Consider the following 26,166-nt stretch of genomic DNA (forward strand, 5'->3'; position numbering starts at 1 on the left):
CTACCTCTTCAGGAAGAAACCTTTATCAAACCCGGCCGGAACGCCGTCTATTTTAATATCCGTTTCACCTTCTACAAATGACACGAACTCCGCTACGACCTTATAATCGTTAAAATGATTCAGAAATCTCTTCTCGTTAAAAAACCAGGATGGATATGATGCGCTATAGATATCAGGAGGTACAATTTGGACTGTTAGCTGATCCTCCTCCTTATTTTTCACAAATGCTGTCCGGTCAAATATTAAGTAATCGAAACTATAAGAAGCAAGCTGTTTAAGAAAACTATGCGGATCTGAAAGATACTGAACAGACCCTGATAACAACACTACACTTGGCATACTGGTCTCCAGGCACTCCTCAATACTATAGGCAAACTTCAACTTTTCATCTTCGAAAAATTGCTTCCCGCATTCCACATATTTCTCCTGCTCCACAATTGTCCAGGTAACCTTGACATTATCAGGTATGAAGTCCTTGACTTGAAACCACGTACTTCCGAGTGATCCACCAAAATCGATAAGATTTAGTGTATTATTATTTTTAACGGCAATATTTAACAAGCAGGAGATCACCGCAAACGGATACTCCTTCTTATCAAACAAAACCGAATCACGCTCATATACCGCCTCGCCTTGTTTTACTTTCAAAAGTGATTGCTTTGTTTTCTCTAGTATGTTATCAGCGCTATAACCAGTTGAAGCATCTAAAGCAGCTTCCCAGTTGGAATAATTACCAAACCACCCATATTTCTCCTTTTTACTTCCCTTATTAAAGATTTTTTTTAGTTTTCTAAGCATTATTCATATCTAGAGCAGATAAAATTATAATAATATTGCCATATATATTAATCCTATAAATAAGAAACAAAATATCAGCTGACTACTTTTCCTACAAGCAAGTCATCTAAGTTCTAAAATCGCTTACAGATCAAACATATAACCCTTTTTTGGGTTAAAAGAACATCATATCAACTATTCTATGAAATTAAACGCATACGACTACTTAATAGTAGGCTCTGGACTATTCGGAGCCGTTTTTGCACACGAAGCTACCAAAGCAGGAAAAAAATGTCTGGTAATTGATAAGCGTAATCATGCCGGAGGTAACGTTTACTGTAAGGAGATGGAAGGCATTAACGTGCACCAGTATGGTGCTCATATCTTTCATACCAACGATAAAGAAATTTGGGATTATGTAAATCAATTTGCTGAATTCAATCGGTATACTAATTCTCCAGTAGCAAATTATAACGGCGAATTGTATAACCTTCCTTTCAATATGAATACTTTTTATCGCCTTTGGGGAACTAAAACTCCTGATGAGGCTAAAAAGAAGATTGAGGAACAAATTGCTGATCTTCATATTACAGAGCCCAAGAATCTTGAAGAGCAGGCCCTAAAATTGGTAGGAACTGATATTTACGAAAAATTAATCAAACACTATACAGAAAAGCAATGGGGAAGAAAAGCTACTGAACTTCCTGCTTTTATCATTAAACGCTTACCTGTTCGCTTTACTTACGACAACAACTATTTTAACGATAAATACCAAGGTATCCCTGTTGGCGGTTATAATAAGATTATAGAAGGACTGCTGGAGGGTGTAGAAGTACGTCTCGATACTGACTTCTTTGCCAATCGTGAAGAACTAAGTTTACTTGCCGATAAGATTGTATTTACCGGAAAAATAGATGAATACTATAACTATCAGTTTGGCGAACTGGAGTACCGCAGCCTTAAGTTCGAAACCGAAGTAGTAGATACAGAGAATTATCAAGGCAACGCAGTGATCAATTATACAGATCCGGAAACTCCTTACACCCGTATAATAGAACACAAACACTTTGAATTTGGTACGCAACCAAAGACAGTAGTTACTAAGGAGTACTCATTACAAGCAGCGAAAGGAGTAGAGCCCTACTACCCTATCAATGACGAAAATAATACTGCCATCCTGAAAAAATACCAGGCATTAGCAAAGGAAGAAACTAATGTAATTTTTGGAGGGCGTTTGGCCGAATACAAGTATTATGATATGCACCAGGTTGTCGGTTCGGCATTGGTGAAAGCAAAACGAGAGCTGGGTGTTGAAAAAAACGACGCTGTTTTAAAAGAGGCTGTATAACTCAATTAGCTCCCAAATAAAACCAAAGAGGCTCCTAAAAAGGGGCCTTTACTATTTCAGAACCTTTTGATGACTTCAGCGGCGACATAATCACACCTTACTGACCTTCTGGTTTGCATCACTTAAACAAACCAACTTTTCTATTGCATTAAAACAATTTCATTAAATTATCAAGCTACCCTTCCTTTTTTGATTAATTAAGCAAAAGGTGCTCAGGATTTTTTTTAAGAAGAGACAAGTCCTATAATTGCAGGGTAAATGTTGAAATAAAGAATTGGACGACCGATAAGACCAAATGCCAGAATTAATAGATTTAAAAACTTTTACCGATAACAGAGGAAATTTAACGGTAATAGATAAGTGCATCCCCTTCCCAATTGCCCGTATCTTTTACATTTATGGGGTAGATGATTCTGTCAGAGGAGGTCATCGACATGTTGAAACGGTCCAGGCTGCAATTTGCATACAAGGTTCCTGCCGGATCTTTACGGACAATAATCAGGAACAAAAGTGGTTTGACTTGAATTCTCCATCAACTTGTCTCCTTCTATATCCTGAAGACTGGCACACTATGAGTGAGTTTTCAAAAGATGCTATTTTGATGGTACTGGCATCAACCAGCTTTGATGCAAGTGATTATATACATACGCCATACAACAAGGTATGATAGAGTACGAGGACCTTTCAAGGGTGAACTCCCCTTACAAGCAAAAATTTTCAGAGGCATTCAGCAGATTTCTGGATAAAGGTTGGTTTGTTTTAGGGGAAGAAGTAAAACTCTTTGAAGAAGAGTTTGCATCATATTGCGGCAGTAAGTATTGCATTGGCCTCGCTTCCGGTCTTGATGCCTTGTATCTTTCATTACTGGCCCTGGATCTACCTGAAGGCTCAGAGATTTTAGTTCCGTCTAATACTTATATTGCAACAATATTAAGTATCGTCAATGCTGGATTAAAGCCTGTTCTGGTAGAACCGGATCTAGGAACTTATAATATAGATGCAAAAGGGGTAAAGGAAAAGGTATCTCCTTCTACGAAAGCAATTATGCTTGTCCATTTATATGGCAAACCTTGCAAGATGGACGAACTGATAAATATAGCTAAAGAATACAATCTGCATATCATAGAAGACTGTGCACAGGCTCATGGAGCCAAATACCGGGGTAAGACTGTGGGCACCTGGGGGATTTTTGGAGCTTATAGTTTTTACCCTACAAAAAACCTTGGAGCTTTAGGTGATGCGGGAGCCATAATAACAGACGACCCCCTGATGGCTGAGAAGTTGAGAGCTTTAAGAAATTATGGTTCGCAGGTTAAATATAAGAATGATTACGTGGGAATTAACTCGCGCCTTGACGAACTTCAGGCTGCATTTCTTAGAATTAAGCTTTGCGACGTAGATAAGATAAATGAGCATAAAAGAAACCTTGCCAGTATTTATAAACAGGAATTAAACAGTGATTATGTGATTATTCCTAAAGAGCAGGAGAATACTTATGAAGTGTTCCACATATTTAACATCAGGACGGAAAAACGCGACGAACTGAAACAATACTTGTTCGGCAAAGGAATTAAAACAGAAATTCATTACCCTATTCCTCCCAATCACCAACAGGGATACAAAGACAAGCTTCAGGGATCTTATCCTCTTTCTGAAGAGATTCATAGAACTACACTTAGCTTGCCTATCTCTTTAATTCATACCGGGGATGAGATAAAGATGATAGCTCAAACTATTAATAGATTTTTTGAAGGTGACCTATAAATATAACAAGTGAGAGCCTTTCACCTAACTACATCAGCGGCCAAAATAAAAGGCCCTCTCAACTTATTATGAGAGGGCCTTTTAATCAAATTATATTTTACAATTTTATATTCAATCCTAACAAAACGTTTGTTCCTGCCTGAGGGAAGTAAAAGTTTTCGGTGATCTGACCGCCATACATATAAGAATAAGTATATCCGTTAGATTCGTACTTCTCATCGAACACGTTATTAACAAGCAGGGTGAGGCCGATATTCTTGAGTTTGCGAGCTTGGATATTATATCTTAAGCGAAAATCATTAACGAAAAAAGGATCTAATTTCCTATCCTCATTAGAGGTATTATCCATATATTGCTTACTTACATATTTAGATAATAAAGTTGCTTCTAAACCTTTAGCGATCTTATAGGAGAAATCACTCCCCGCAATAACAGATGGAGAAAAAGCGATATCAGCTTTTGCATAGGTGTTAGAGACTTGGCCTCCGTTGTCATAGTCATCCATATACTCCGTGTAGTTCTTTACCTTGTTTCTGCTCAAAGTAATATTTGCTCCCCAACTCAGGTCTTTTGAAAGCAATACCCGTCCATCTAATTCAAATCCCATCCTATAGCTAGTTGGTACATTTTGACGGATGTACTCACCAACGTCATTGATCTTACCAGTAAGTACCAGTTGATTTCGATAAAACATCCCATAATAGTTTATCCCAAAATTGTAAACTTTGCCAGCATTCCGATAACCAACCTCAACGTTCTTCAGATTTTCAGCTTGTGGCATGGCCTCTGCCAAAGCGTAGCGATAATCATCTCTATTGGGCTCCTTGTTTCCGATAGCAAAGGATCCATATATATTAGAATGGTTATCAACTGAATAAGTTATCCCAGCTTTAGGATTGAAAAATTTATGATAGTACTGAAGATCTTGCTCTGTCAAGGTCTTATCAGTTCCTGTAATTGCATAATCAACGTACCGGTATTGTAAATCATAGAATAAGCGGGCCCTTCCTACCTGAAAGTCAATACGACCATAGATGTTAAAATCCTTCTTCAATCCGCGTCCTAAATAGTATTGCTGGTTAATGGAAGAAACAGGTAAAGTAGCCGAAATTACTTCGCCAAAATGGTCTCCGTCATACTCGTTATAAGCCCCCCCAATGATAATGGAGTATTCACTTGAGGGAGAGTAATCTAAGGAATAGGTGAGGCCATAAAAATCATTCTTTAACCATCTTCTTCTTACCAGATCAGTTTCCTGTCCTGCTGTTCCCCCGAATAATGTTGAGTTTAAACCGTAATCTTCCAACGATGCTCCATTCTTAAACTCCTCATAATACCCTTTACCAAAAGTATAGTGTAAAGCTGTATTAAATGACAATGCAGGATTAAAGGTATGTGTATACAAAGTCTGATAATGGGTTTGATTATAATTGTCTGTTTGATTATTATATCTGAACTGGCTGTAAGTCCGCCCATCTGAGTCCCAAAGATTTAGTGAATCCTCCTGGGTAAAATACAAAACTCCCTGATTGTTATAATAATGGGTCAATAAAGCATCACTTTCGCCTCTTAACTTAGCTTCCGGTACACCATTCCACACCTGGTAAGTTTTTTCTTTTCCTCCGAACACATTAACTCTTACCAGATCTTTTTTTCCATAATAAGCAGCGCTCGAGAAAAACGACTTCAAGTTGGACGAACCTCTATCAATAAAACCATCTGAAGAAATAGCAGATAAACGGCCATCAATAGTAAACTTATCAGCCATGAGTCCTGATCCCAGATTTAAAGTATTCTTTAAAGTTCCAAATGAACCTCCTGCACTGTTCAGTTCAGCATAAGCAGTATCATGCCTTGTTGTAGTTTGAATATTTAGACTTCCCCCAAACGCTACAGCTCCATTGGTTGAAGTTCCAACACCTCTCTGAATTTGTATATTATCTACTGACGATGCAAAATCAGGAAGATTTACCCAAAAGGTTCCCTGACTTTCTGGATCGTTATAGGGGATACCATTTATTGTAACATTAACACGGGTTGGATCGCTCCCCCGGATACGAATACCTGTATAACCTACTCCATTCCCTGCGTCTGAACTAACCACAACAGAGGGCGTTTGATTTAAAAGATAGGGTAAGTCTTGACCAAGGTTATTCTTTGCCAACTCCTCCTTGTCAATATTTTTATAGGTAGTTGGAGAACTTTCTGAGGCTCTTGTTGCCTTTACAATTACAGCATCTGTAACAAAATTTGAAACTTGCAGGCCAACATTTAGCGTTTGATCAGCAGAAAGGTGCAAAGTTTGCGAATAGGTGTTAAAGCCAAGGAAAGTAACTTTGATTACATAATTTCCACCCCTAAGGTTACGGAAAGAGAAATTTCCGTTCGCGTCTGTCTGAGAGCTATACTGATTAACGGTTACATTTGCTCCAACCAGAGGACGTTGACCAGATCCATCAACTACTTTTCCTGAAATCGTAAACTGTGCGGCTGCCCACAATGGTAGAAACATAGCCATGAAGGCTATTACATTCATCTTCTTCATACTTTTTGAAATTTTAGACGAACACAAGGGGCGTGCATTGTCATTAATACTTCCTACGCCAGCATTACCTGGATCAGGTTCCTGTCAAACAGCCTTGTTAAATTCCGGCCCGGAGTTTTTCTGTTTAACCATGGGTGTAATCTCAGCCTGCAAACCTGGTTTGGTTAGGTTTACAAGCACCCCTAAAATTTGTGCAAAAGTATAAAAAATACAGTAAGGGAAGGATTTATTCTAATAGATGGCCTTGTTGTGATAAATCGGCGACGGTGTATCCCAAGTAAGAGCCATATAGGTAATAGCTTTCTTTACCGAAGGCTGAAAGCATCCAGTTTAGGAACAAAATACAAGACAATAGGTAATAAAAGGAAAAATATTAAAACTTAATATCCCCTTTTGGCAAGTCAGGGCCTGTCTTATTGGTTGAAAAAGTAAGCTTTGATGAAGGTTTGTTAACCTTTACCGCCTTATCCCTTAGTTTCGCTATCCTTTTCAGCATTTCAAGACCCTCGTAGTCAAACACCCAATCCTGATCATTTGCTCTAAAGGACTTAGTGATTTTTGATGTCCTAATATCCATGTTTTCAACACTAGGGAGCTGCCATACGTTTAAAAGCTCGGCTGGACTCCATTTAGAGGAATTTACCGTCTCCATTTCCTCGATAAAAACCTGGCTATAGGCATGAATAGACATGCATACGGCCACTAGTCTTCCTTCAGGCACTAACTCGTCCAACTCCATAGATCCTCCTGCATAGCCCTCCCTGCTACCAATCCTGATATCTTTCGTCGAAACATAACTATAAACCCTCTTCCTGAAATCAAAAGCTACGACAGTAAATCTTATAATATAGTATGCCGCATCGCAGCCTCTAATATCGTTTTCTGTAACAGCGGGAAGGTGTATAATTACCTTATTCTCCTGGCTCAGCTCAGCCGAGGCCCTTACTCTAAGCACCTTATCTACTGGCGAGTTGTTATTGAACTGGAAGCCCTTAAGAAAGCTCATATCACCATCGTGAATATCCCTTTCGCCTCTTTCCTTTGCGGAGGCAGATACCGCCTTCCGAACTGCGGAGGTACAACGGTTGATCATTCCTCCATCGTAACCTTTATACGTCCATTTGAAAGCTTGACGGATGATCCTTGCTGTGCTGCTACAGAGCCCAAACTCTAAACTTGCCTCTTTCGAGCTTAGAGTTTGTTTAACTTTATTCGGTTTCATCTGTACGACGTTAAGATCGCGCCAGCTACGATAGACGATATTAGAAACAGATCCGTGAATTACTCCTTTTGTGTCGATAACTGCCATAAGAAAGGTTATTTAAGTTAAATAATTTATTAGTTTTACTAGTAAATTTAATTATCTAAAACTTACCTGTCAATAGTTAAGAAAATTTTCTTCTTCTCCCATCTCCCCTTTATAAGATTCTGCAGACCAAACCTACCTTGGCTGCTTCAACGTCCAATCAAAGCGGAAATAACTCCTTAAATAATCATCACATACCCTTCATTGAGTCCACATATCTTCGATAATACGTGGACTGGATATGGATTTAACACAGATGAAATAAGGATTCATCCAGAAGTTGGAGTGAAGAAAATAATACCTTGCATCGCCTTTGGATTTAACAAGTATTCTAGTTAGGAAATATAAGGATTGGGAGGTAGAAAGATTATCGACGTTACAACCAAATTTGGTAAAAAAATTTGAATTCCCGACCCTCAGAAACAACAATTTCCATTAATCCCCACACATAAAATTCACGTCATCGTTCCCGGAAACGATTGCGTAAAAATTGTATACCATTTCGTCTTTTATCTAATATAAACTCGCTAAAATTGTTGAAAACTAGTCCCTTTAATAACGAAAGGTCAGCAAAAGTCGACCTGCTACATTAGCTTGTTGGGTATAATAAGATGCTGAAAGCCTGCTTAATTCTTGAATGCATTTGCGAAAAATTCGAAAGCAGATCTTTGTAACAAGATAGTTATTCCTGATCGATGGGGGAGTTAAGATATTATTATTGTGAATTAACCGTTTTAACGAAAACCAAAATATAAATGACACACACATTTAAAGTACTTGCATTTCTGGGATTAGCTGCTGCGATAAGTGCAAGCGATGCATTTGCTCAACAAGCGCAAGCTCAGCAGTGGCCAAAGGTTCTACCCACTGTACAACTTCCGCAATTTAAGAAAGATACAGTTAGTATCGTTAAAAATGGAGCGATCAGCGATGGGATCACATTAAACACTAAAAGTATTAACCAAACGATTGATGAAGTAAGCAAAAAAGGAGGAGGTGTAGTACTTGTTCCCCGTGGAATATGGTTAACTGGTCCGATAGAACTTAAAAGTAACGTTAACTTACACCTCGCTAAAGATGCTCTTATAAGTTTTACGGAAGACTTCTCTCAATACAAACTTGTAGAAACTAATTGGGAAGGTTTAGGTGCTGTTCGTAATCAATCTCCAATTTCAGGAACAAACCTTGAGAATGTTGCAATTACCGGTTATGGTATCGTAGATGGCAACGGAGATGCCTGGAGAATGGTGAAAAAAGAGAAACTTACCGAGTCGCAATGGAAGAAGTTAGTAGCCTCTGGTGGTGTTGTAAGTGAGGATAAAAAATCGTGGTACCCTTCAGAAAGCTCGATAAAAGGCTCTAAATTAAAAGGTGCAGGTGTAATTGCCCCTGGAAAAACGGTAAAAGACTTTGAGGAGATTAAAGATTTCCTTCGTCCGAACTTGCTGGTTTTAACTAATTGCAAAAAGGTACTGCTAGAAGGGATAACTTTCCAAAACTCTCCTGCCTGGAACCTTCACCCCTTAATGTGTGAGGATGTTACCGTAAGAAACGTTTATGCCAAGAACCCATGGTATGCTCAGAATGGCGACGGGATCGACGTTGAAAGCTGTAAAAATGTTCTGATCGAAAACAGCACCTTCGATGTGGGTGATGATGGTATTTGTATTAAATCAGGGAGAGATGAGCAGGGACGCCTTCGTGCTAAGCCAACAGAAAATCTAATTGCAAGAAACAACGTAGTGTATCATGCCCATGGTGGTTTCGTAATTGGATCTGAAATGTCGGGAGGCGCTAAAAACCTGTACATTTATGATAACACCTTTATAGGTACAGACATTGGGCTACGTTTTAAAACCACCCGGGGAAGAGGCGGAGTTGTTGAGAACATTTTTGTAAAGAATATCAATATGAAAGATATTCCAGGCGAAGCTATCCTTTTTGATATGTACTATGCTGCTGTGGATCCTGTTCCTGCAGCAGGCGAGAAACGTGAAGCACCTAAGGTTGAATTATTGCCAGTTACAGAAGCAACTCCTGTTTTCAAAAACTTCTATATCAGCAATGTTGTGGCGCAGGGAGCAGAAAAAGCGATTTTTGTAAGGGGTTTACCTGAGATGAACATTAGCAATATTTTTCTTGAAAATATCACTATCCAGGCTAAAAAAGGGATAGAAATCGAAGAAGCAAAAGGCTTATATCTTAAAAATGTTAATGTTGTAACTTCAGAAACCAAGCCTGTTGTTAATGTAGTTAACAGTACTCAAGTTTATTTTGATAACTTAGCTTTCAATAAAGACGCAGAAGTTCTGTTCAACGTGAATGGCAAACGCACTGCCGACATTAATGTAACCAATACTAAAACTACTAATGCTAAAGTAGTTGCTTCGTATAATCAGGAGGCGACTAAAAAGGCGCTAAAAGTAAAATAAACCTATAGACGCACATGAAGAAATTTTCAATTTTATCTGCAGTAACTTGTCTGTTTTCCTTGCAAGTTGCCACTTCTAATGCTCAGACGAAGCCTCTGTCTGAAAGAATGGCTGCACAGGTAATGGATATTTGGGCTGATTCGTTATGGACGGGCCGCCCTTTTAAATGGACTTACGACCAGGGTGTAATTCTTGAAGGCATAGCTGACATTTGGTATAAAACCGGAGATGGAAAGTATTTCAACTACATCAAGAAAAGCATGGATCACTTCGTTCAGGCTGATGGAACGGTTAGAACCTACAGGCCGGATGAGTTTAATATTGACCATGTAAAGAACGGCAGATCCGTATTACTTCTTTATAAAGTAACAGGACAGGAGAAATATTTAAAAGCAGCTCAGGGCTTTAGAGATCAGTTGAGTAAACATCCCCGTACTAAAGAGGGAGGTTTCTGGCATAAGCAGGTTTATCCTAACCAGATGTGGTTAGATGGTCTTTATATGGGAGAACCTTTTTATGCTGAATATTCTGCCTTAACAAATGATGCTGCTGGATTTAATGATGTTGCCAACCAATTCATCTGGATGGAACAGCACTCCCGCGATCCTAAAACAGGCTTAATGTATCATGGATGGGATGAATCAAAAGAACAACAGTGGGCTGATAAAACCACAGGCCGCTCTCCTCATGTCTGGGGACGTGCAATGGGTTGGTACGGTGTTGGCCTGGTTGATGCATTGGAGTATTTCCCTGAAAATCATCCAAAGCGCAAAGAGGTTATTGCTATATTAAATCGCTTTGCTGACGCCATTAAGAAAGTTCAGCAACCGAACGGCTTATGGTACGATGTGATTGATGTACCTAACGGAAAGGGTAATTATTTCGAGTCTTCCGCAGCAGCGATGTTCGTAACTACTATTGCTAAGGGAGTGCGCCTGGGTTACTTACCGCAATCTTATATGTCTGTAGCTGAAAAAGCCTATGCTGGCATGAAGAAGGAATTTGTGGAAGAAGTAAGTGCTGAGAAAGTAAATTATAAAGGTACAGTGAATGTCTCCGGATTAGGTGGAAAGCCTTACCGCGACGGTAGTTTTGAGTATTACATGCGCGAAAAGGTGATCACCAATGATCCTAAGGGGGTAGGTGCATTTATGATGGCTGCTTCAGAAATGGAAATCGCTGCACTTCCTAAAATGGGTAAAGGAAAAACCGTAACGGTTGATTCCTACTTTAATAACGAGTTTCACAAGGAGCCTGCAACAGGCAAAATGGAGCCATTCCATTACATTTGGAGCGAAAAGGATAATAACGGTTATTCGTTACTAGGTCACCTATTTAATGCGAGGGGTGCTAAATTATCAACCCTGGAAGATGCTCCTACAACAGCCAACTTAAAGAACTCCAGCGTATACATCATTGTAGATCCTGATACAGAAAAGGAAACAGAAAAACCAAATTATGTACAGGATGCACACGTAAAAGCAGTTTCTGACTGGGTTAAAGCAGGAGGTGTTTTGGTATTTTTCCATAATGATGCGGGAAATGCCGAATTCAAAAACTTTAACAAATTGGCAAATGCTTTCGGAATTAATTTTAATGAAGTTAGTAAGAACAGGGTTCAGGGAAGCCAGTTTGAGCAAGGAGCAGTAATGATGCCGGCCGATCATCCTATTTTCAAAACTACCAAGAAAGCTTATTTGAAAGAGATTTCAACCTTGACGTTAACTGGCCCGGCAAAGCCTTCAGTCACCCATAATGGCGATGTCATTATTGCTACGGCCAAAGTAGGTAAGGGAACTGTTTTCGCAGTTGGTGATCCGTGGTTATATAATGAATACACAGATGGAAGAAAGCTTCCTGCTGATTTTCAAAACTTTAACGCTGCTAACGATTTGGTGGAGTGGTTATTAAGCCAGGCAAAGCTAAATAATAGTTGCAGTACACCCCATGATAGTAAACAGGCGGGTTTTATTTGGGGTTTGTCTAAGTTTGCATACTTCTGTAACCATAGGGGAAACCACAATTTAAATTAGACAGATACTAGTTAATCTTTCATCACAGACAAAGACAGAAAGATAACAAAGTAAAAGATAGAAAGTACTAATAGATAATGAAACAGTTTTTAGACGAGAACTTCTTATTAAACACGAAAACGGCTCAAACGCTTTACCATGATTATGCTAAAGAGATGCCGATCCTGGATTACCACAATCACCTGATCCCCGAGCAGATTGCTAAGGATGTTACTTTCGAAAACATCACTCAGGTTTGGCTATATGGCGACCACTATAAATGGCGTGCAATGCGTACGAACGGCGTTGACGAGTCGTATATCACTGGAAACAAGAGCGATTACGAGAAGTTCGAGAAATGGGCTGAAACAGTTCCCTATACATTAAGAAATCCGCTTTACCACTGGACTCACCTCGAGCTTCAGAGATATTTCGGCGTGAAAGATATTTTGGATGGAAAGTCTGCAAGGAAGATCTATGATATCTGTACAGAAAAGCTTCAAAGCAAAGAGTACTCGGTAAGGAACTTGTTGAAAATGCAGAAAGTAGAGTTAGTTGGAACAACTGATGATCCTACTGATTCTTTAGAATGGCACAAGGTTATCAATGGAGATAATTTTGGACTCACAGCTCGTCCAACCTTCCGTCCTGATAAAGCGATGGCTGCAGAAGATGTTGCTGGCTTAAATGCTTATATCAGCAAGTTAGAGGCTGTTACGGATTTGAGCATATCTGATTTTGACACCTATCTTAAAGCTTTAAAACAGCGTCATGATTTCTTCCATGAAAATGGAGCGAGGATCTCTGATCACGGATTAGAGCAGATCTATGCTGAAGATTATACGGACGCTGAGATCAAAGCGATTTTCGATAAGATCCGTGCTAACCACATTTTAACTAACCAGGAGGTATTGAAGTTCAAATCAGCAATGCTGATCTACTTTGCGGTGTGGGATCATGAAAAAGGCTGGGTTCAGCAGTTCCACTTAGGAGCATTACGTAATAATAATACCCGTATGCTTACTCAACTAGGTCCTGACACTGGCTGGGATTCAATTGGAGACTTTAGTCAGGCTCGTCAGCTTTCTAAATTCTTAAACAAGCTAGATACTGAAGATAAGTTAGCTAAAACTATCCTTTACAACCTTAACCCTGCAGATAACGAATTGATGGCTACTATGATCGGTAACTTCAATGATGGTTCTGTTGCTGGTAAAGTTCAGTTTGGTTCAGGCTGGTGGTTCCTTGATCAGAAAGACGGCATGATCAAACAAATGAACGCTCTTTCTAACATGGGACTTTTAAGTCGCTTAGTTGGTATGTTAACCGACTCAAGAAGTTTCTTATCTTATCCTCGTCACGAGTACTTCAGAAGAATCCTTTGTAATTTATTCGGAGATGATATCGAGAATGGAGAAATACCTAACGATATCGAGTGGGTTGGAAAAGTGGTTAAAGATATCTGTTACTACAACGCGAAGAACTATTTTGAACTGTGATAACTAAGGTTTTATGCTTTGGCGAATTACTGCTACGAGTATCGCCGGCTCCAAATGACGTAGAAGAAAAACAGCCTTTCCATTTATATATGGGTGGGGCGGAAGCAAACACTGCTACGGCTTTGGCGGGATGGAATGTACCTGTGAAATATTGTACTGTGCTTCCCGATAACTTTATGTCGCGTTACATATTAGATTATTTAGAGTATAGGGGAATTTATACTTCCTCTATCCTCTTTTCTGGTAACCGTGTCGGGGTATATTACCTCGACAGGGGAGCCGATCTGAAAAGCAGCGTTGTATACGACCGCGAACGTTCTTCTTTTTCTGAATTAAAACGGGGAATGATCGATTGGGATAAAGTGCTACGCGATGTTTCCTGGCTTAACCTTACAGCTATTAGTCCTGCTTTAAACCAAAATGTTGCTGATGTTTGTTTGGAAGCGTTGGAAGCGGCCTCAAGAAAAAAAATTACTACTTCGATTGATCTGAACTATCGTTCGAGATTATGGAAGTACGGTAAGCAGCCTATCGAAGTAATCCCGGCTCTTGTGGAGCACTGCGACTTGGTAATGGGGAATATCTGGGCAGCCAACAGCCTCTTAGGCACTTCTATTGACGAGCAGATCCATGAAAAGGGCAGAAAAGAAGATTACCTCGAACATGCTAAAGCTACTTCATTGGAAATAAAGGAAAGATTTCCAAGATGTAAATCGGTGGCAAATACGTTCCGTTTTGATAGCGATAAAGACAATTTGCTTTATTACACGAGCCTTTTCACTGATGGTAAGCAATACAACTCGCCAGAGTTCAGGACTAAAGGGGTAATTGACCGTTCAGGAAGTGGCGATTGTTTTATGGCGGGATTGATCTATGGTTTCTACAACCATCATCAACCACAAGATATTGTGAATTATGCTACTGCAGCGGCCTTCGGTAAGTTGCAGGAACAGGGTGATGCTACTGACCAGGATGTGTTCACAGTAAGTAAGCTCCGTACTGATAATGATGCGTAAGTAACGCAAACGATGGAAAGGCCGACCAGAAGGGGCACACGTCGATTTGACTTTTGGAGTTACGAATAGAAATCGATTGACAAATGGGGTCAAGACGATTAAGAATAATTGAGTTATAAGATTTAAGATTAAATATTGATTTAGAAATCATGCAATTAAGTAAGAAAACGTATACAGGATATCGCGAATATCCAGAGAAGATTCTTCAGTTTGGTGAAGGTAACTTCCTTCGTGCTTTTGTTGACTGGTTCTTCCAGGAGCTTAACAATAGCGGAAAATTTAGCGGTTCGGTTGTAGCTGTACAGCCTATTGCTCATGGTATGGCTGATATGCTGAATGAGCAGGACGGCCTATACACGCTTTACTTACGCGGCTTGAAGGATGGAAAGCCTGAAAGTAAGCATGCCACTATGGATGTAATTAGCCGTGCTATTAATCCGTATGCTGATTTTGCTGCTTATTTAAAAACAGCTGAGAATCCTGAAATGCGTTACGTGATTTCAAACACAACTGAGGCCGGTATTGCTTATGATGAGAACGATGAGCCTACAATGACTCCTCCGAACTCTTTCCCTGCAAAGCTTGCTGTTTGGTTAAATCACCGTTATAAAACTTTCAATGGTGATGCTTCAAAAGGAATTCATATCATCCCTTGTGAACTTATCGACAAAAATGCGGATAACCTTAAGCGTATCATCCTTCAATTAGCTTCTAAATGGAGCCTTGAAGAAGGTTTTGTTAACTGGTTAAACAGTGCATGTACTTTCAGCAATACTTTGGTTGACCGTATTGTTCCGGGGTATCCTCGCGAGCGTATAACTGAAATTACTGAAGAACTTGGTTATGAAGATAAACAAGTTGTTGAAGCTGAGCCTTTCCACCTGTGGGTGATTGAAGCGCCTGAGTCTTTACAACAAGAACTACAGTTTCCTTCTCTAGGGCTGGATGTGAAATACGTTCCGGATATGAGCCCTTATCGTACCCGTAAAGTAAGGATCTTGAATGGTGCACATACTACCTTGGTTCCTGTAGCTTACCTATACGGTTTGGATACTGTACGCGAGTCGGTTGAGCATGAGGTGGTAGGAAAATTCCTGAAGGATGCTATTTACGATGAGATCATCCCGACTTTAGATTTGCCAAAAGAGGAGCTTGAACAATTTGCTGCTGATGTTATCGATCGTTTCCGTAACCCATACATCAAGCACTTGTTAATGAGCATCTCTTTGAACTCATGGTCTAAGTTCGAAACTCGCGTATTGCCTTCAGTATTAGAGTACATTAAGAGAAAAGGAGAAATCCCACAAAAACTAGCTTTCTCTTTGGCAGCTACTATTGCCTTTTACAAAGGAAAACGTGGAGAAGAGGCTATTAACTTAAATGATGATGCACCTCTTATCGAGCTTTTGAAAACTGCATGGGCTAAATACGATGGTACTGACGAATCGTTTGAAGATGTGGTTACTGAAGTTTTAGGTTTCGAAAGAAACTGGAAAACGAATTTAAATAAAGTTGAAGGATTAACTGCTGCTGTTACCAAACACTTAACTAATATTGAGAAGTTAGGTATGCAGAAAGCAATTGAGACTGTTTAAAATAACATTAATAAGACAGCGGGAACCGAACCCTTTTAGTAAATTTGTAGTATAAGGCTTTGGTTCCTACCTGTTTAGAAAGGATTGATACATGAAAGAGTTTATTAAAATACATTCGAAGGATAATGTGGTGATAGCACTGAAAAGTTTCAGTGTTGGAGATGTAATCGAGGTTGAGGGAAAGCGCATTATTGTAATTAGCGACGTTGAACGCGGACATAAAATTGCTACTGAAGATATAGCCAGCGGTTCTGATATTATCAAATACGGTTACCCTATTGGTCATGCGATTGCGGATATTAAAACAGGCGAGCATGTGCACGTACAGAACGTCAAGACTAATTTGAAAGATGTTTTTGATTACTCTTATGAACCGCAATTGTTGGACAGCCTTCCTCACGCATTTGAAGGTCGTACGTTCAATGGTTACCGTCGTGCAAACGGAGATGTTGGCATCCGTAATGAGATCTGGATCGTTCCTACAGTAGGTTGTGTGAACGGTATTGCAGAACAGATCATCCGTGAGTTCAAGGCTGAAGAAAATCCAACTGACTTAGAAGGGATTGAAGTGTTTAAGCATAGCTACGGTTGTTCGCAGTTAGGTGATGACCACGAGAACACTCGTCAGATCCTGGGTGATATTACTTTACATCCTAATGCTGGTGGTGTATTAATTCTTGGTCTTGGTTGTGAAAACAATAAGATCGACGAGTTTGAAGCGTCTTTAGGCAACTACGATAAGAGCCGTATTAAATTCCTTTCAAGCCAGAGCACTTCAGACGAAGTTGAAGATGCTAAAGCATTACTGAAAGAAATCTACGAGGTTGTTCGTCAGGACAAACGTGAGCCGATCCCAGTTTCAGAACTTAAAGTTGGTTTGAAATGTGGTGGATCTGATGGTTTGTCAGGTATTACTGCTAACCCACTTTTAGGTTATTTCTCTGATTGGTTGATCAGCCAAGGTGGAACTACTATCTTAACTGAGGTTCCTGAAATGTTTGGTGCTGAAACAATTTTAATGAGTCGTTGTGTGAACGAACAAGTTTTTGATAAAACAGTTCATTTAATCAATGATTTCAAACAATACTTCATCGACCAGAAACAACCAATTTATGAAAACCCGTCTCCAGGTAATAAGGCTGGTGGTATCAGTACTTTGGAAGACAAGTCTTTAGGTTGTACTCAAAAAGGTGGTATCGCTAATGTTGTTGACGTATTGAAATATGGTGAGCGTGTAAAGACTAAAGGTTTAAACCTTCTTTCAGCTCCTGGTAACGACCTGGTTGCTACTACTGCTTTAGGAGCATCTGGTTGTCATATTGTTTTGTTTACCACTGGTCGTGGTACACCATTCGGTAGTTTTATCCCAACATTGAAGATCTCTACCAATAATGAGCTTGCTACTAAGAAGCCACACTGGATCGATTATAATGCAGGTCCTTTGGCTGAAGACAAAACTTTTGACGAAGCGTTGAAAGAGTTTGCTGATAAAATTATCAGAGTTGCAAGCGGAGAGAAAGCTCATCACGAGAAAAACGGTTTCCGTGAAATTGCAATCTTCAAAACCGGAGTAACATTGTAATGCATATAGTCGAGTTTTAAATAGAGAAGGGGCGTCAGAAATGATGCCCCTTTTTCGTTTTATCTTTGAGTAACAAGGCTATGGAACAGCTGCTTTTGTTCTGGAGTAAGTTCTTTAGCTTCTTCCAGGTAGTTATTAAGATCTACGTGTACACGGTAAAGCTTTGCACTTAAAACTTGCTCAACTCCCTTCCGGCGGACTGTTACATACACTTCTGGGGCATTTAAATTGAAGTCAAAGTATCTTTCCCATAGCTCTTCAACATTGTCGTTGGTCACCTCTATATCCTGGATTCTCAAGAGTATATCTCCATTTTGCAGGCCCAATAGGTTTTTTTCTACGTTAGTGAAGACAGTAACGTTTAGGCTCTCGTCAAACCTCTTCCCAAACCTTCCTGCATAATACCCTTCTATCCTTTTATATGGATGACAGTCGAATCCGATCTTTCCAAAATATTCCTTAATCGGCATTTTCGATACCCCTTTTATATAAGCGTTAAAGAAATTTGCAATGTCAGGATGTGATTCAGCAATAAAAAGGTCAAGTAGAGATTCGTCTTGAAAAGGCTTTTGAGGCCCATACTTACCTGCTAAACTTTGAACCACTGACTTCAATGACTTAACTCCTGCTGTCTTCTGTCGAATTTCAAGGTCTAACATTAAAGCTAAAAGTGCACCCCGGTTATAAACGCTTGTATACTTCTTTTGAAATTCATCCTCCATTACCCTCCTGCTCATTTCAGTCATTGAGAAATCACCAAACTCTACAGATTGATAAATTTTTTCCTGCATCGCTTTGATAAACTTCTTTTCATCAATCAAATTGCTCTGCAATTGAGCTAATTGAGAAAAATACTCCGTAACACCTTCATACAACCATAAATGTTGAGACATCTTGGGACTAGTAAAATCAAAGTTTTCGATTTCAGTACTATGAAGATTTAGTGGAGTAAGAATATGAAGGAACTCGTGTGTAGAAACATCAAGAAGCATCGACTTAAGCTCATTTTTAAAGGAGGTTTCTGGCAAATAATATAGGGAGCTATAATTATGTTCAAGGGCTCCGAAGCCTCCCTCCCCCTTGCTTCTATCTACCAATCCCTTCTTGGGGTCTTCAAAGAAATATAAGAACTGATAGGATGATACAGGAAGACCACTAAAGAACTTATCCATAGCGGTAACCATAGGCTTAAGTAAGTCCGCTACTTGTTGACTTTTAACCTTCCCTGTAGCAGAGTAAACAAATACGTTTATTCTAGTCTTACCAACCATAAAGGAACTTGTATCAGGTTTTGCATAAATAACAGGGTTATCGGCAAGCTCTACGTAGTTTTTTGCATATAGCCTATCAACAGTATTTGACTTATTCTCAACCGGCAGATGGGTAGCTGCAAAAAGATCGGAAGGTTTAGCTACAGTTAGTTCGATAGGGAGTGTCTTGTATTCTTCAAAATATCCATAAAAAGCATGGTTATTGATAACAAAATTTTTGCCTTCCTCTATATTTGTTCCACCTGGTTGAAATATAAAGTCTTTATGCATTTCATCCCAGGTATCCTTTACTTGATACCGTATTTTCTCTAAAGATTGAGCATTACTTATTCGGTACTGGTTTGTATTGAGTTTTTCTACTTTTAGCTTCTTCCCCTCTTTACTAAAAGCTGTAAAATCGCTGATAAATCTACCATAATCTTTTCTGGCATAAGATCCAGGTATAGCCTTGGGAAAAGAATAAGTAACAGTTTCATGGGTAACTTTTGGAGTACGCAGCTCAACTTTTACCTGGTCTTTTTCTATATTAATTAAGTCAACGTCATACTGGTATTGAGCTTTGGTCTTAACGCTTAAAAAAGCGAGGAGGAGTAAAAATTTTAGTTTCATAAAGTGATAGGATTAACTGGCACAGATTAAATTCTATGATCAATAATTTGATGATAATTTTAATAATAACACTATTTCAGACTGCTCTTATTTTCTATTGTCCAAAGGCATTATAACGAGCAAATTTAGAGAAAGCGCTACAAAGATGTTCATTATTGTTATTAAGCCTATTCTAGGTGGTTTGGCGTACTTTCGAAATGGACGAGATTAAAAAAAGGAAACTGCTGTTGAAACGTGATAAAGAAGGTTTTTTTAAGTAAAAGAAAGCTAACCCTATAAGATAGATACCTATAGGGTTAGAATATCTGATGACTATATCTTAATCTTAACAACTAACTTCTTGATATTTCCTTCCCCAATTTGAGGAGCATGAACATCTTCCGGGAAGAATACTGCGAACTGGCCAAATTGAAGATCGAAGTAAGTGCCGGGTTTATCTTTCCAGAATATCACGTCTTTTTCCGCATTATATTCGCCTGCAGGATCAGAAACAGTGCTGCGCTCGGAGTATCCGAAGGTCTCTTTTGGAGATAAAGCTACTTGAATGTCCATCCAGTTGTTATGGCACTCAAACTTAGCAGTCTCAGCTGTATAAGCTTCTTTATCTGATGTTCCGGCTTTTAACCCGTCAGCAATCTCCCATTTACCAACTTCAAGAGAAGAAAGGTCCTGGCTTTTAATCCACTCAAAAGCTTGTTTGAAAAGAGGGTGAACACCGTAATATTTTTCAGCGTTCTGTAATGAATCGATAATCATTTAATTTCCTATTTATATGGTTGTTAAAAATAAAAAAATCCGCCTTACTTATGCAAGGCGGATATATGAGTTTTACCCATTCTCCCCCTTCTGGGGGTGTGGCCCGATTTAAAACCGGGAATCGGGTTTATTAGCGTTGTACACGACCAGAAGCATCACCGTTCATCAACGTTTCAACTTCAGATAAAGTAGCGTGATTTAAGTCGCCAGGAATTGTGTGTTTTAATGCAGATGCAGCAACACCAAACTCAGCAGCTTCGCCCATTGATTTTCCAGTTACTAAACCAGTGATAAAACCAGAAGCGAAAGAGTCACCAGAACCCACACGGTCAACGATACGAACTTCGTATTGTTTAGTGTGATAGAATTCGTTACCATCATAAACTAAGGCAGACCAACCGTTGTCAGAAGCACTATGGCTTTCGCGTAAAGTTGAAGCAATGTACTTGAATCCGAATTTCTCTTTCATTTGCTTACATACTGATTTGTATCCATCAAGGTTCAATTCACCTTTAGTGATGTCAGTACCTTCAGCTTTGAAACCTAAACTAGTTTCAGCATCTTCTTCGTTACCGATACAAACGTCAACATATTGACAAAGTTCAGTCATTACCTGACGAGCTTTTTCTTTACTCCAAAGTTTCTTGCGGTAATTAAGGTCAATACTTGTAGTGATACCTTTAGCTTTAGCAGCTTTAAGAGCTTCTAAAGTAAGAGCAGCAGCAGCATCGCTCAATGCAGGAGTGATACCGGTAGTGTGGAACCAGTCAGCACCTTCGAAGATAGCATCCCAGTCAAACTCAGAAGCTTTAACTTCAGCAATAGCAGCATCAGCACGGTCATAAATAACCTGAGAAGCACGCATAGAAGCACCTGTTTCAAGGAAATAGATACCTAATCTTTTTCCACCTCTTGCAACGTACTGAGTATCTACACCATAACGACGTAAATGGTTGATAGCCGCTTGTCCGATAGCATTATCAGGAACTTTAGAAACGAAAACACCGTTTAAACCGTAGTTAGTTACAGCAACAGCAACGTTAGCTTCACCACCGCCATAAGTTACATCAAAGCTATCGCTTTGTACAAAACGCTCGAATCCTGGAGTAGATAAACGTAGCATGATCTCTCCGAGGGTCACTACTTTTTTTGACATCTTTAAGTCTATTTAATTATTAGAGGTTTAAAAATCTAGTTAAAAACTTGGCAAAAGTACATTAAAGTTAAAGACTTAGTGTATTTGGACGGAAAAAATCATCGGGAACGATTGCATAATTTTTTTGTTACCAGAGGCGTGATTCTCATCACCTTTAGGGTAAAAAGCTACATAGTTTTATATAAAATTTCTACTTTAGCCCTCGATTATAAATCATCTAAAAAAATTCCAATAATTTGATATGAGTAAGAAAGAAGAAGTTCTAAAAGTAATTACTGACCAGGGAATATTACCATTGTATTTTAATAAAGATACACAGACAAGTGTTGACCTGTTAAGAGCGTTATATAAAGCTGGTATCAGAACTGTTGAATATACCAACCGTGGAGAAGCAGCATTGACAAACTTTGCTGAAATGAAAAAAGTTATCGATGCCGAACTTCCAGGAATGCTACTTGGTGTAGGTACAATTAAAGACGCTGCTGCTGCTGAAGCTTTTGTTAATGCAGGCGCAGACTATGTAATTAGCCCTGGACTAGTAGAAGATGTTGCAGAATGGGCAGAGTCTAAAGGTATCCTTTGGGTTCCGGGCTGTATGACTCCTTCAGAAATCATCAAGGCTGAGAAACTAGGTGCTAAATTCGTTAAATTGTTCCCTGGTAATATCTTGGGTCCAAGCTTCCTTTCAGGAATTAAAGCTTTATTTCCAAACCTTCTTTTCATGCCTACAGGAGGTGTTGATACAACGAAAGAAAACATTTCAGGATGGTTTAAAGCAGGTGTTTGTGCTGTTGGTATGGGTAGTAACCTGGTTACTAAAGATATTATGGATAACAAGCAGTACGACTTGTTAACAGAGAATACTGTAAAAGTTCTTGAGGTAATCAATTCCTGCAAATAACCTGGGTTATAAACCTACATTAAACGAAAATGGAAAATCAAAAAGCAAGTAATTATAGGTGGACCATTTGCAGCCTCCTATTTTTTGCTACAACTATCAATTACCTTGACCGGCAGGTCCTTTCCTTAACCTGGAAAGATTTTATTGCGCCAGAATTCCACTGGACTGATAGTGACTATGGTACCATAACTGCTTTGTTCTCTATTTTTTATGCCGCTTCTATGCTATTTGCTGGACGCTTCGTAGACTGGATGGATACAAAGAAAGGATTCTTATGGGCCATCTTCATTTGGTCTCTTGGAGCGTGTTTGCATGCCTATTGTGGTATCGCAACTTCGGGTATAATCACCGGTAATTGGTTAGTAGGATTTGAAGGGGCGAAGGAAGCTATTTCAAAAGTTGGAGACACAGCACTTGTCTTGTCTACCAGTGTTACCCTATTTATCATCGCACGAATTGTTTTGGCCTTTGGTGAGGCAGGAAACTTCCCTGCGGCAATTAAAGCTACAGCCGAGTTTTTCCCTAAAAAGGATAGGGCTTTGGCTACTAGTATCTTCAACGCGGGAGCAACTGTGGGAGCTTTAGCAGCACCGGTAACTATTCCTCTGATTGCTGCCAACTTTGGATGGGAAATGTCTTTTATCCTTATCGGAGCGTTGGGATTCGTTTGGATGGGATTCTGGATCTTTGTTTATAAAAAACCTCATGTTCATCCACGAGTGAACAAAGCAGAACTGGAATACATTCAGCAAGACATCGTTTCAGAGAATCCTGTGATCGAGCCCGTTCTAGGAACAGAAAAAAGGATGAGTTTTGCTTCTTGCTTCAGCTACAAACAGACCTGGGCTTTTGCCTTTGGAAAGTTTATGACTGATGGAGTTTGGTGGTTCTACTTGTTCTGGTTTCCGGCATACTTAAGCTCGGTTTACGGTTTGAAGTCGGATAATCCGTTGGCGCAAACAATGATGTTCGTTCTTTACGCAATCACTCTTCTTTCCATTATCGGAGGTTGGCTTCCAACTTATTTCGTCGATAAGAAGAAAATGAACCCTTATGAGGGCAGGATGAGATCTATGCTTATTTTCGCATTCTTTCCGCTATTAGCCTTGTTAGCTCAGCCACTAGGTAATTATTCAGCTTGGTTTCCGGTTATTATAATTGGTATCGCGGGTGCTGCTCACCAGGCTTGGTCAGCGAACATTTTCTCTACTGTGGGAGATATGTTTCCAAGATCTGCCATCGCAACTGTGACAGGTATCGGAGGAATGGCTGGAGGATTAGGTTCATTTCTAATCAACAAAGGCTCAGGTCTCTTATTTGATTTTTCAAGAAAGAACTGGTCAACAGTAAACGGAGAACCTCTGGCTACTGTAAAACCAGAGTGGGTTACTGCTGATTTCAAATTAAGTGATACCATGTTAAAAGACCTTGCCAAAGAAGGTGTAGAGGTTGCAAACGGAGTGAATACGGGCTATCTGATTATTTTCTCTATTTGTGCTGTAGCTTATCTTATCGGCTGGTTTGTTATGAAATCTTTGGTTCCTAAGTATAAACCGATAGAGTTATAAGGTTGAAAGTATTATAAAGAAGAGGCTGGCTCCAAACAAATGGTGCCAGCCTCTTTTTTTTATAATAAAGTTTTGTCCTTTGGAGAGCGTTGAAGTTCACCATTTTTCCAATGGTGTCCTTTTCTATTACTTCGCATTTTTACAGGCATTAAAGTAGAGTTTATATCAGTTAAAGCAATTTCTTTACTTTTAATTGATCTAGCTCACTTCCAAGTCTTGCTCAAAACCGTAAGTTTGCCATAACCGTTATTAAATTTTTACTGACATCTTACTGTCGGTAAAGTTATACTTACTAAAACAAGTAATTTGGAAGCAACATTAAACCTGGATTCGATTTTCGTAGAGGAAAGTCAAGTCCCATCAGAGTTTCTGATCGAAGAAGTTCATCAGAAAGAGTATCTGAGCAATGGAGAGATGAAACGCTGGGACGGAGACACCAGCTCTGTCTATTCTCCAGTATGCGTTAGAACACCTGAAGGCCTAAAAAGAAAGCTGATCGGAAGCTACCCTGTTTGCACTGAGAAAGAAGCAATGGAAGCTCTGGCTGCAGCAGAGGCAGCTTACGACAATGGTCGCGGCCAATGGCCAACTATGAGTGTTCAAGACCGTATCAAATGCGTAGAAGACTTCACACACAAAATGATCGAACAAAAGGATATTGTGGTGAAGCTGATTATGTGGGAGATCGGCAAATCGTATTCTGACTCAGTAAAAGAATTTGATCGGACAGTTGAGTACATCTATGCTACTATTGATGCTTTAAAAGACATTGACAGACAATCTTCCCGCTTTGAAATAGAACAAGGGATCGTAGCTCAGATACGTCGCTCTCCTTTAGGCGTAGTGCTATGTATGGGACCGTTTAACTATCCCCTAAACGAAACCTTTACAACGCTTATACCTGCGCTGATTATGGGCAATACATTGCTTTTCAAACCACCTAAGCATGGCACCTTATTACACTATCCTTTATTGAACGCATTTAAAGAATGTTTTCCTAAAGGCGTGGTAAATACGATCTATGGAAGAGGTGCCACTATTGTGCCTGCGTTAATGCAGTCTGGGAAGATAAATGTGCTTACCCTGATCGGATCATCGAAAGTAGCAGATCAACTAAAGAAACTTCACCCTAAGGTCAACCGTCTTCGTGCTATCTTAGGACTTGATGCAAAAAATGCCGCGATCGTATCTGAAAAGGCTGATTTAAAACTAGCTGTTAGCGAAACCGTTTTAGGTTCCCTTTCATTTAACGGTCAGCGTTGTACAGCCTTGAAAATTATCTTCGTTCATGAATCGGTCGTTGACCAGTTCCTGAGTATGCTTTCGGATGAAGTTGCAAAATTAAAATATGGAATGCCATGGGAAAAAGGTGTCGCTTTAACTCCACTTCCAGAGCCTCATAAGCCAGCTTACTTGAAAGAGTGTATTGATGATGCTATTGCCAACGGAGCAAAGGTCGTAAATGAAAATGGTGGAGAAACATTTGAGTCCTTTGTATACCCAGCGGTCGTATATCCAGTGAAGAAGAATATGAAGCTTTACCGCGAAGAGCAGTTCGGTCCGGTTATTCCGGTAGTTCCTTTCTCTGATGTAGAAGAACCAATTGAATACCTGATAGAATCTACTCACGGGCAACAAGTAAGTATTTTCAGTAATGATGCAGACGAACTTGCTTCATTAATTGATCCTTTAGTTAACCAGGTAAGTCGTGTAAACATCAACTGTCAGTGTCAGCGTGGGCCAGACGTGTTTCCCTTTACTGGACGTAAAGATAGCGCTGAGGGAACATTGTCAGTAGTTGACGCGCTTCGTTCTTTTTCCATCCGTTCGCTAGTGGCAACAAAATTAAATGATAATAACAAGCAGTTATTAAACGAGATTGTTGCCGACAATAACTCAAACTTCTTAAGTACGAAGTTCATCTTCTAAGTACTGTAAACATATGAAAAGCTCCCATTGATTTTGGGAGCTTTTTTTTAAACCAATACAGGTATGTTATTGGAAGTTTCCTCTTTTCTCAAATTAACAA

Annotated in this window: 18 protein-coding genes; 12 read left to right on the forward strand and 6 right to left on the reverse strand. The window is 39.5% G+C overall.

The features are described from left to right. On the reverse strand, window positions 1–798 hold the full coding sequence (locus J4N25_RS24265) for a methyltransferase, TIGR04325 family (RefSeq protein WP_207424489.1): 798 nt from the start codon (window positions 796–798) through the stop codon (window positions 1–3). Window positions 799–979: 181 nt separating this feature from the next. On the opposite strand from J4N25_RS24265, the gene glf reads away from it, so the two are divergent. The 3 genes from glf to J4N25_RS24280 all read left to right on the forward strand — a co-directional run bounded on the left by glf (window position 980) and on the right by J4N25_RS24280 (window position 3,889). Beyond that, window positions 980–2,125 carry a UDP-galactopyranose mutase gene (gene glf / locus J4N25_RS24270; protein WP_207424490.1) on the forward strand — a complete coding sequence of 382 codons (1,146 nt, stop codon included), beginning with the start codon at window positions 980–982 and terminating at the stop codon, window positions 2,123–2,125. Window positions 2,126–2,420: 295 nt separating this feature from the next. After that, on the forward strand, window positions 2,421–2,792 hold the full coding sequence (locus J4N25_RS24275) for a sugar 3,4-ketoisomerase (RefSeq protein ID WP_207424491.1): 372 nt from the start codon (window positions 2,421–2,423) through the stop codon (window positions 2,790–2,792). Next, complete coding sequence (locus J4N25_RS24280) at window positions 2,789–3,889, forward strand: DegT/DnrJ/EryC1/StrS family aminotransferase (RefSeq protein WP_207424492.1); 1,101 nt, start codon at window positions 2,789–2,791, stop codon at window positions 3,887–3,889. The genes J4N25_RS24275 and J4N25_RS24280 overlap by 4 nt, the downstream gene beginning before the upstream one ends. A 97-nt stretch (window positions 3,890–3,986) precedes the next feature. On the opposite strand, the gene J4N25_RS24285 is transcribed toward J4N25_RS24280, so the two are convergent. Then, window positions 3,987–6,434 (reverse strand): TonB-dependent receptor, encoded by a 2,448-nt coding sequence (locus J4N25_RS24285; RefSeq protein ID WP_207424493.1) that lies wholly within the window; start codon window positions 6,432–6,434, stop codon window positions 3,987–3,989. Between the two features lie 373 nt (window positions 6,435–6,807). After that, window positions 6,808–7,743: a hypothetical protein gene (locus J4N25_RS24290; RefSeq protein WP_207424494.1), complete on the reverse strand. Its 936-nt coding sequence runs from the start codon at window positions 7,741–7,743 to the stop codon at window positions 6,808–6,810. 752 nt (window positions 7,744–8,495) lie between these two features. On the opposite strand from J4N25_RS24290, the gene J4N25_RS24295 reads away from it, so the two are divergent. From J4N25_RS24295 to J4N25_RS24320, 6 genes are all read left to right on the forward strand, one after another. Beyond that, a complete protein-coding gene (locus J4N25_RS24295) occupies window positions 8,496–10,172 on the forward strand; it encodes a glycoside hydrolase family 28 protein (protein WP_207424495.1) in 1,677 nt (558 codons plus the stop codon). Between the two features lie 14 nt (window positions 10,173–10,186). Next, window positions 10,187–12,205 carry a glycoside hydrolase family 88/105 protein gene (locus J4N25_RS24300; protein ID WP_207424496.1) on the forward strand — a complete coding sequence of 673 codons (2,019 nt, stop codon included), beginning with the start codon at window positions 10,187–10,189 and terminating at the stop codon, window positions 12,203–12,205. Window positions 12,206–12,282: 77 nt separating this feature from the next. Continuing rightward, the gene (gene uxaC / locus J4N25_RS24305; RefSeq protein ID WP_207424497.1) at window positions 12,283–13,683 is read left to right on the forward strand and encodes a glucuronate isomerase; all 1,401 of its coding nucleotides are present in this window, start codon (window positions 12,283–12,285) and stop codon (window positions 13,681–13,683) included. Continuing rightward, the gene (locus J4N25_RS24310) at window positions 13,680–14,699 is read left to right on the forward strand and encodes a sugar kinase (protein WP_369410882.1); all 1,020 of its coding nucleotides are present in this window, start codon (window positions 13,680–13,682) and stop codon (window positions 14,697–14,699) included. Before uxaC ends, J4N25_RS24310 begins: the two co-directional genes overlap by 4 nt. A 149-nt stretch (window positions 14,700–14,848) precedes the next feature. Continuing rightward, the gene (locus J4N25_RS24315; RefSeq protein WP_207424498.1) at window positions 14,849–16,294 is read left to right on the forward strand and encodes a tagaturonate reductase; all 1,446 of its coding nucleotides are present in this window, start codon (window positions 14,849–14,851) and stop codon (window positions 16,292–16,294) included. A gap of 91 nt (window positions 16,295–16,385) precedes the next feature. Continuing rightward, entirely contained in the window at window positions 16,386–17,876 is a 1,491-nt protein-coding gene (locus J4N25_RS24320) for a UxaA family hydrolase (RefSeq protein WP_207424499.1), read from the forward strand. Between the two features lie 59 nt (window positions 17,877–17,935). On the opposite strand, the gene J4N25_RS24325 is transcribed toward J4N25_RS24320, so the two are convergent. The 3 genes from J4N25_RS24325 to J4N25_RS24335 all read right to left on the reverse strand — a co-directional run bounded on the left by J4N25_RS24325 (window position 17,936) and on the right by J4N25_RS24335 (window position 21,668). Further along, a complete protein-coding gene (locus J4N25_RS24325) occupies window positions 17,936–19,756 on the reverse strand; it encodes a M61 family metallopeptidase (protein WP_207424500.1) in 1,821 nt (606 codons plus the stop codon). A gap of 312 nt (window positions 19,757–20,068) precedes the next feature. Then, window positions 20,069–20,512 (reverse strand): NanQ anomerase/TabA/YiaL family protein, encoded by a 444-nt coding sequence (locus J4N25_RS24330; protein WP_207424501.1) that lies wholly within the window; start codon window positions 20,510–20,512, stop codon window positions 20,069–20,071. A gap of 130 nt (window positions 20,513–20,642) precedes the next feature. Beyond that, on the reverse strand, window positions 20,643–21,668 hold the full coding sequence (locus J4N25_RS24335; protein ID WP_207424502.1) for a sugar kinase: 1,026 nt from the start codon (window positions 21,666–21,668) through the stop codon (window positions 20,643–20,645). Window positions 21,669–21,909: 241 nt separating this feature from the next. Here J4N25_RS24335 and J4N25_RS24340 point away from each other — a divergent pair, with 241 nt between their 5' ends. The 3 genes from J4N25_RS24340 to J4N25_RS24350 all read left to right on the forward strand — a co-directional run bounded on the left by J4N25_RS24340 (window position 21,910) and on the right by J4N25_RS24350 (window position 26,066). Further along, complete coding sequence (locus tag J4N25_RS24340) at window positions 21,910–22,569, forward strand: beta/alpha barrel domain-containing protein (RefSeq protein ID WP_207424503.1); 660 nt, start codon at window positions 21,910–21,912, stop codon at window positions 22,567–22,569. Between the two features lie 29 nt (window positions 22,570–22,598). Next, window positions 22,599–24,137 carry an MFS transporter gene (locus J4N25_RS24345; RefSeq protein WP_242696015.1) on the forward strand — a complete coding sequence of 513 codons (1,539 nt, stop codon included), beginning with the start codon at window positions 22,599–22,601 and terminating at the stop codon, window positions 24,135–24,137. A 306-nt stretch (window positions 24,138–24,443) separates the two neighbouring features. After that, the gene (locus J4N25_RS24350; RefSeq protein ID WP_207424504.1) at window positions 24,444–26,066 is read left to right on the forward strand and encodes an NADP-dependent glyceraldehyde-3-phosphate dehydrogenase; all 1,623 of its coding nucleotides are present in this window, start codon (window positions 24,444–24,446) and stop codon (window positions 26,064–26,066) included. Window positions 26,067–26,166 lie beyond the last annotated feature (100 nt).

The sequence above is a fragment of the Desertivirga brevis genome, assembly GCF_017355835.1.

Excerpts from the sequence above, each read along its gene's own strand:
- uxaC (WP_207424497.1), top strand. The coding sequence starts at position 12,283 with ATGAAACAGTTTTTAGACGAGAACTTCTTATTAAACACGAAAACGGCT.
- J4N25_RS24265 (WP_207424489.1), bottom strand. The coding sequence starts at position 798 with ATGCTTAGAAAACTAAAAAAAATCTTTAATAAGGGAAGTAAAAAGGAG.
- J4N25_RS24320 (WP_207424499.1), top strand. The coding sequence starts at position 16,386 with ATGAAAGAGTTTATTAAAATACATTCGAAGGATAATGTGGTGATAGCA.
- J4N25_RS24340 (WP_207424503.1), top strand. The coding sequence starts at position 21,910 with ATGAGTAAGAAAGAAGAAGTTCTAAAAGTAATTACTGACCAGGGAATA.
- J4N25_RS24325 (WP_207424500.1), bottom strand. The coding sequence starts at position 19,756 with ATGAAACTAAAATTTTTACTCCTCCTCGCTTTTTTAAGCGTTAAGACC.
- J4N25_RS24345 (WP_242696015.1), top strand. The coding sequence starts at position 22,599 with ATGGAAAATCAAAAAGCAAGTAATTATAGGTGGACCATTTGCAGCCTC.
- J4N25_RS24335 (WP_207424502.1), bottom strand. The coding sequence starts at position 21,668 with ATGTCAAAAAAAGTAGTGACCCTCGGAGAGATCATGCTACGTTTATCT.
- J4N25_RS24280 (WP_207424492.1), top strand. The coding sequence starts at position 2,789 with ATGATAGAGTACGAGGACCTTTCAAGGGTGAACTCCCCTTACAAGCAA.
- glf (WP_207424490.1), top strand. The coding sequence starts at position 980 with ATGAAATTAAACGCATACGACTACTTAATAGTAGGCTCTGGACTATTC.
- J4N25_RS24290 (WP_207424494.1), bottom strand. The coding sequence starts at position 7,743 with ATGGCAGTTATCGACACAAAAGGAGTAATTCACGGATCTGTTTCTAAT.
- J4N25_RS24315 (WP_207424498.1), top strand. The coding sequence starts at position 14,849 with ATGCAATTAAGTAAGAAAACGTATACAGGATATCGCGAATATCCAGAG.
- J4N25_RS24285 (WP_207424493.1), bottom strand. The coding sequence starts at position 6,434 with ATGAAGAAGATGAATGTAATAGCCTTCATGGCTATGTTTCTACCATTG.
- J4N25_RS24300 (WP_207424496.1), top strand. The coding sequence starts at position 10,187 with ATGAAGAAATTTTCAATTTTATCTGCAGTAACTTGTCTGTTTTCCTTG.
- J4N25_RS24275 (WP_207424491.1), top strand. The coding sequence starts at position 2,421 with ATGCCAGAATTAATAGATTTAAAAACTTTTACCGATAACAGAGGAAAT.
- J4N25_RS24330 (WP_207424501.1), bottom strand. The coding sequence starts at position 20,512 with ATGATTATCGATTCATTACAGAACGCTGAAAAATATTACGGTGTTCAC.
- J4N25_RS24295 (WP_207424495.1), top strand. The coding sequence starts at position 8,496 with ATGACACACACATTTAAAGTACTTGCATTTCTGGGATTAGCTGCTGCG.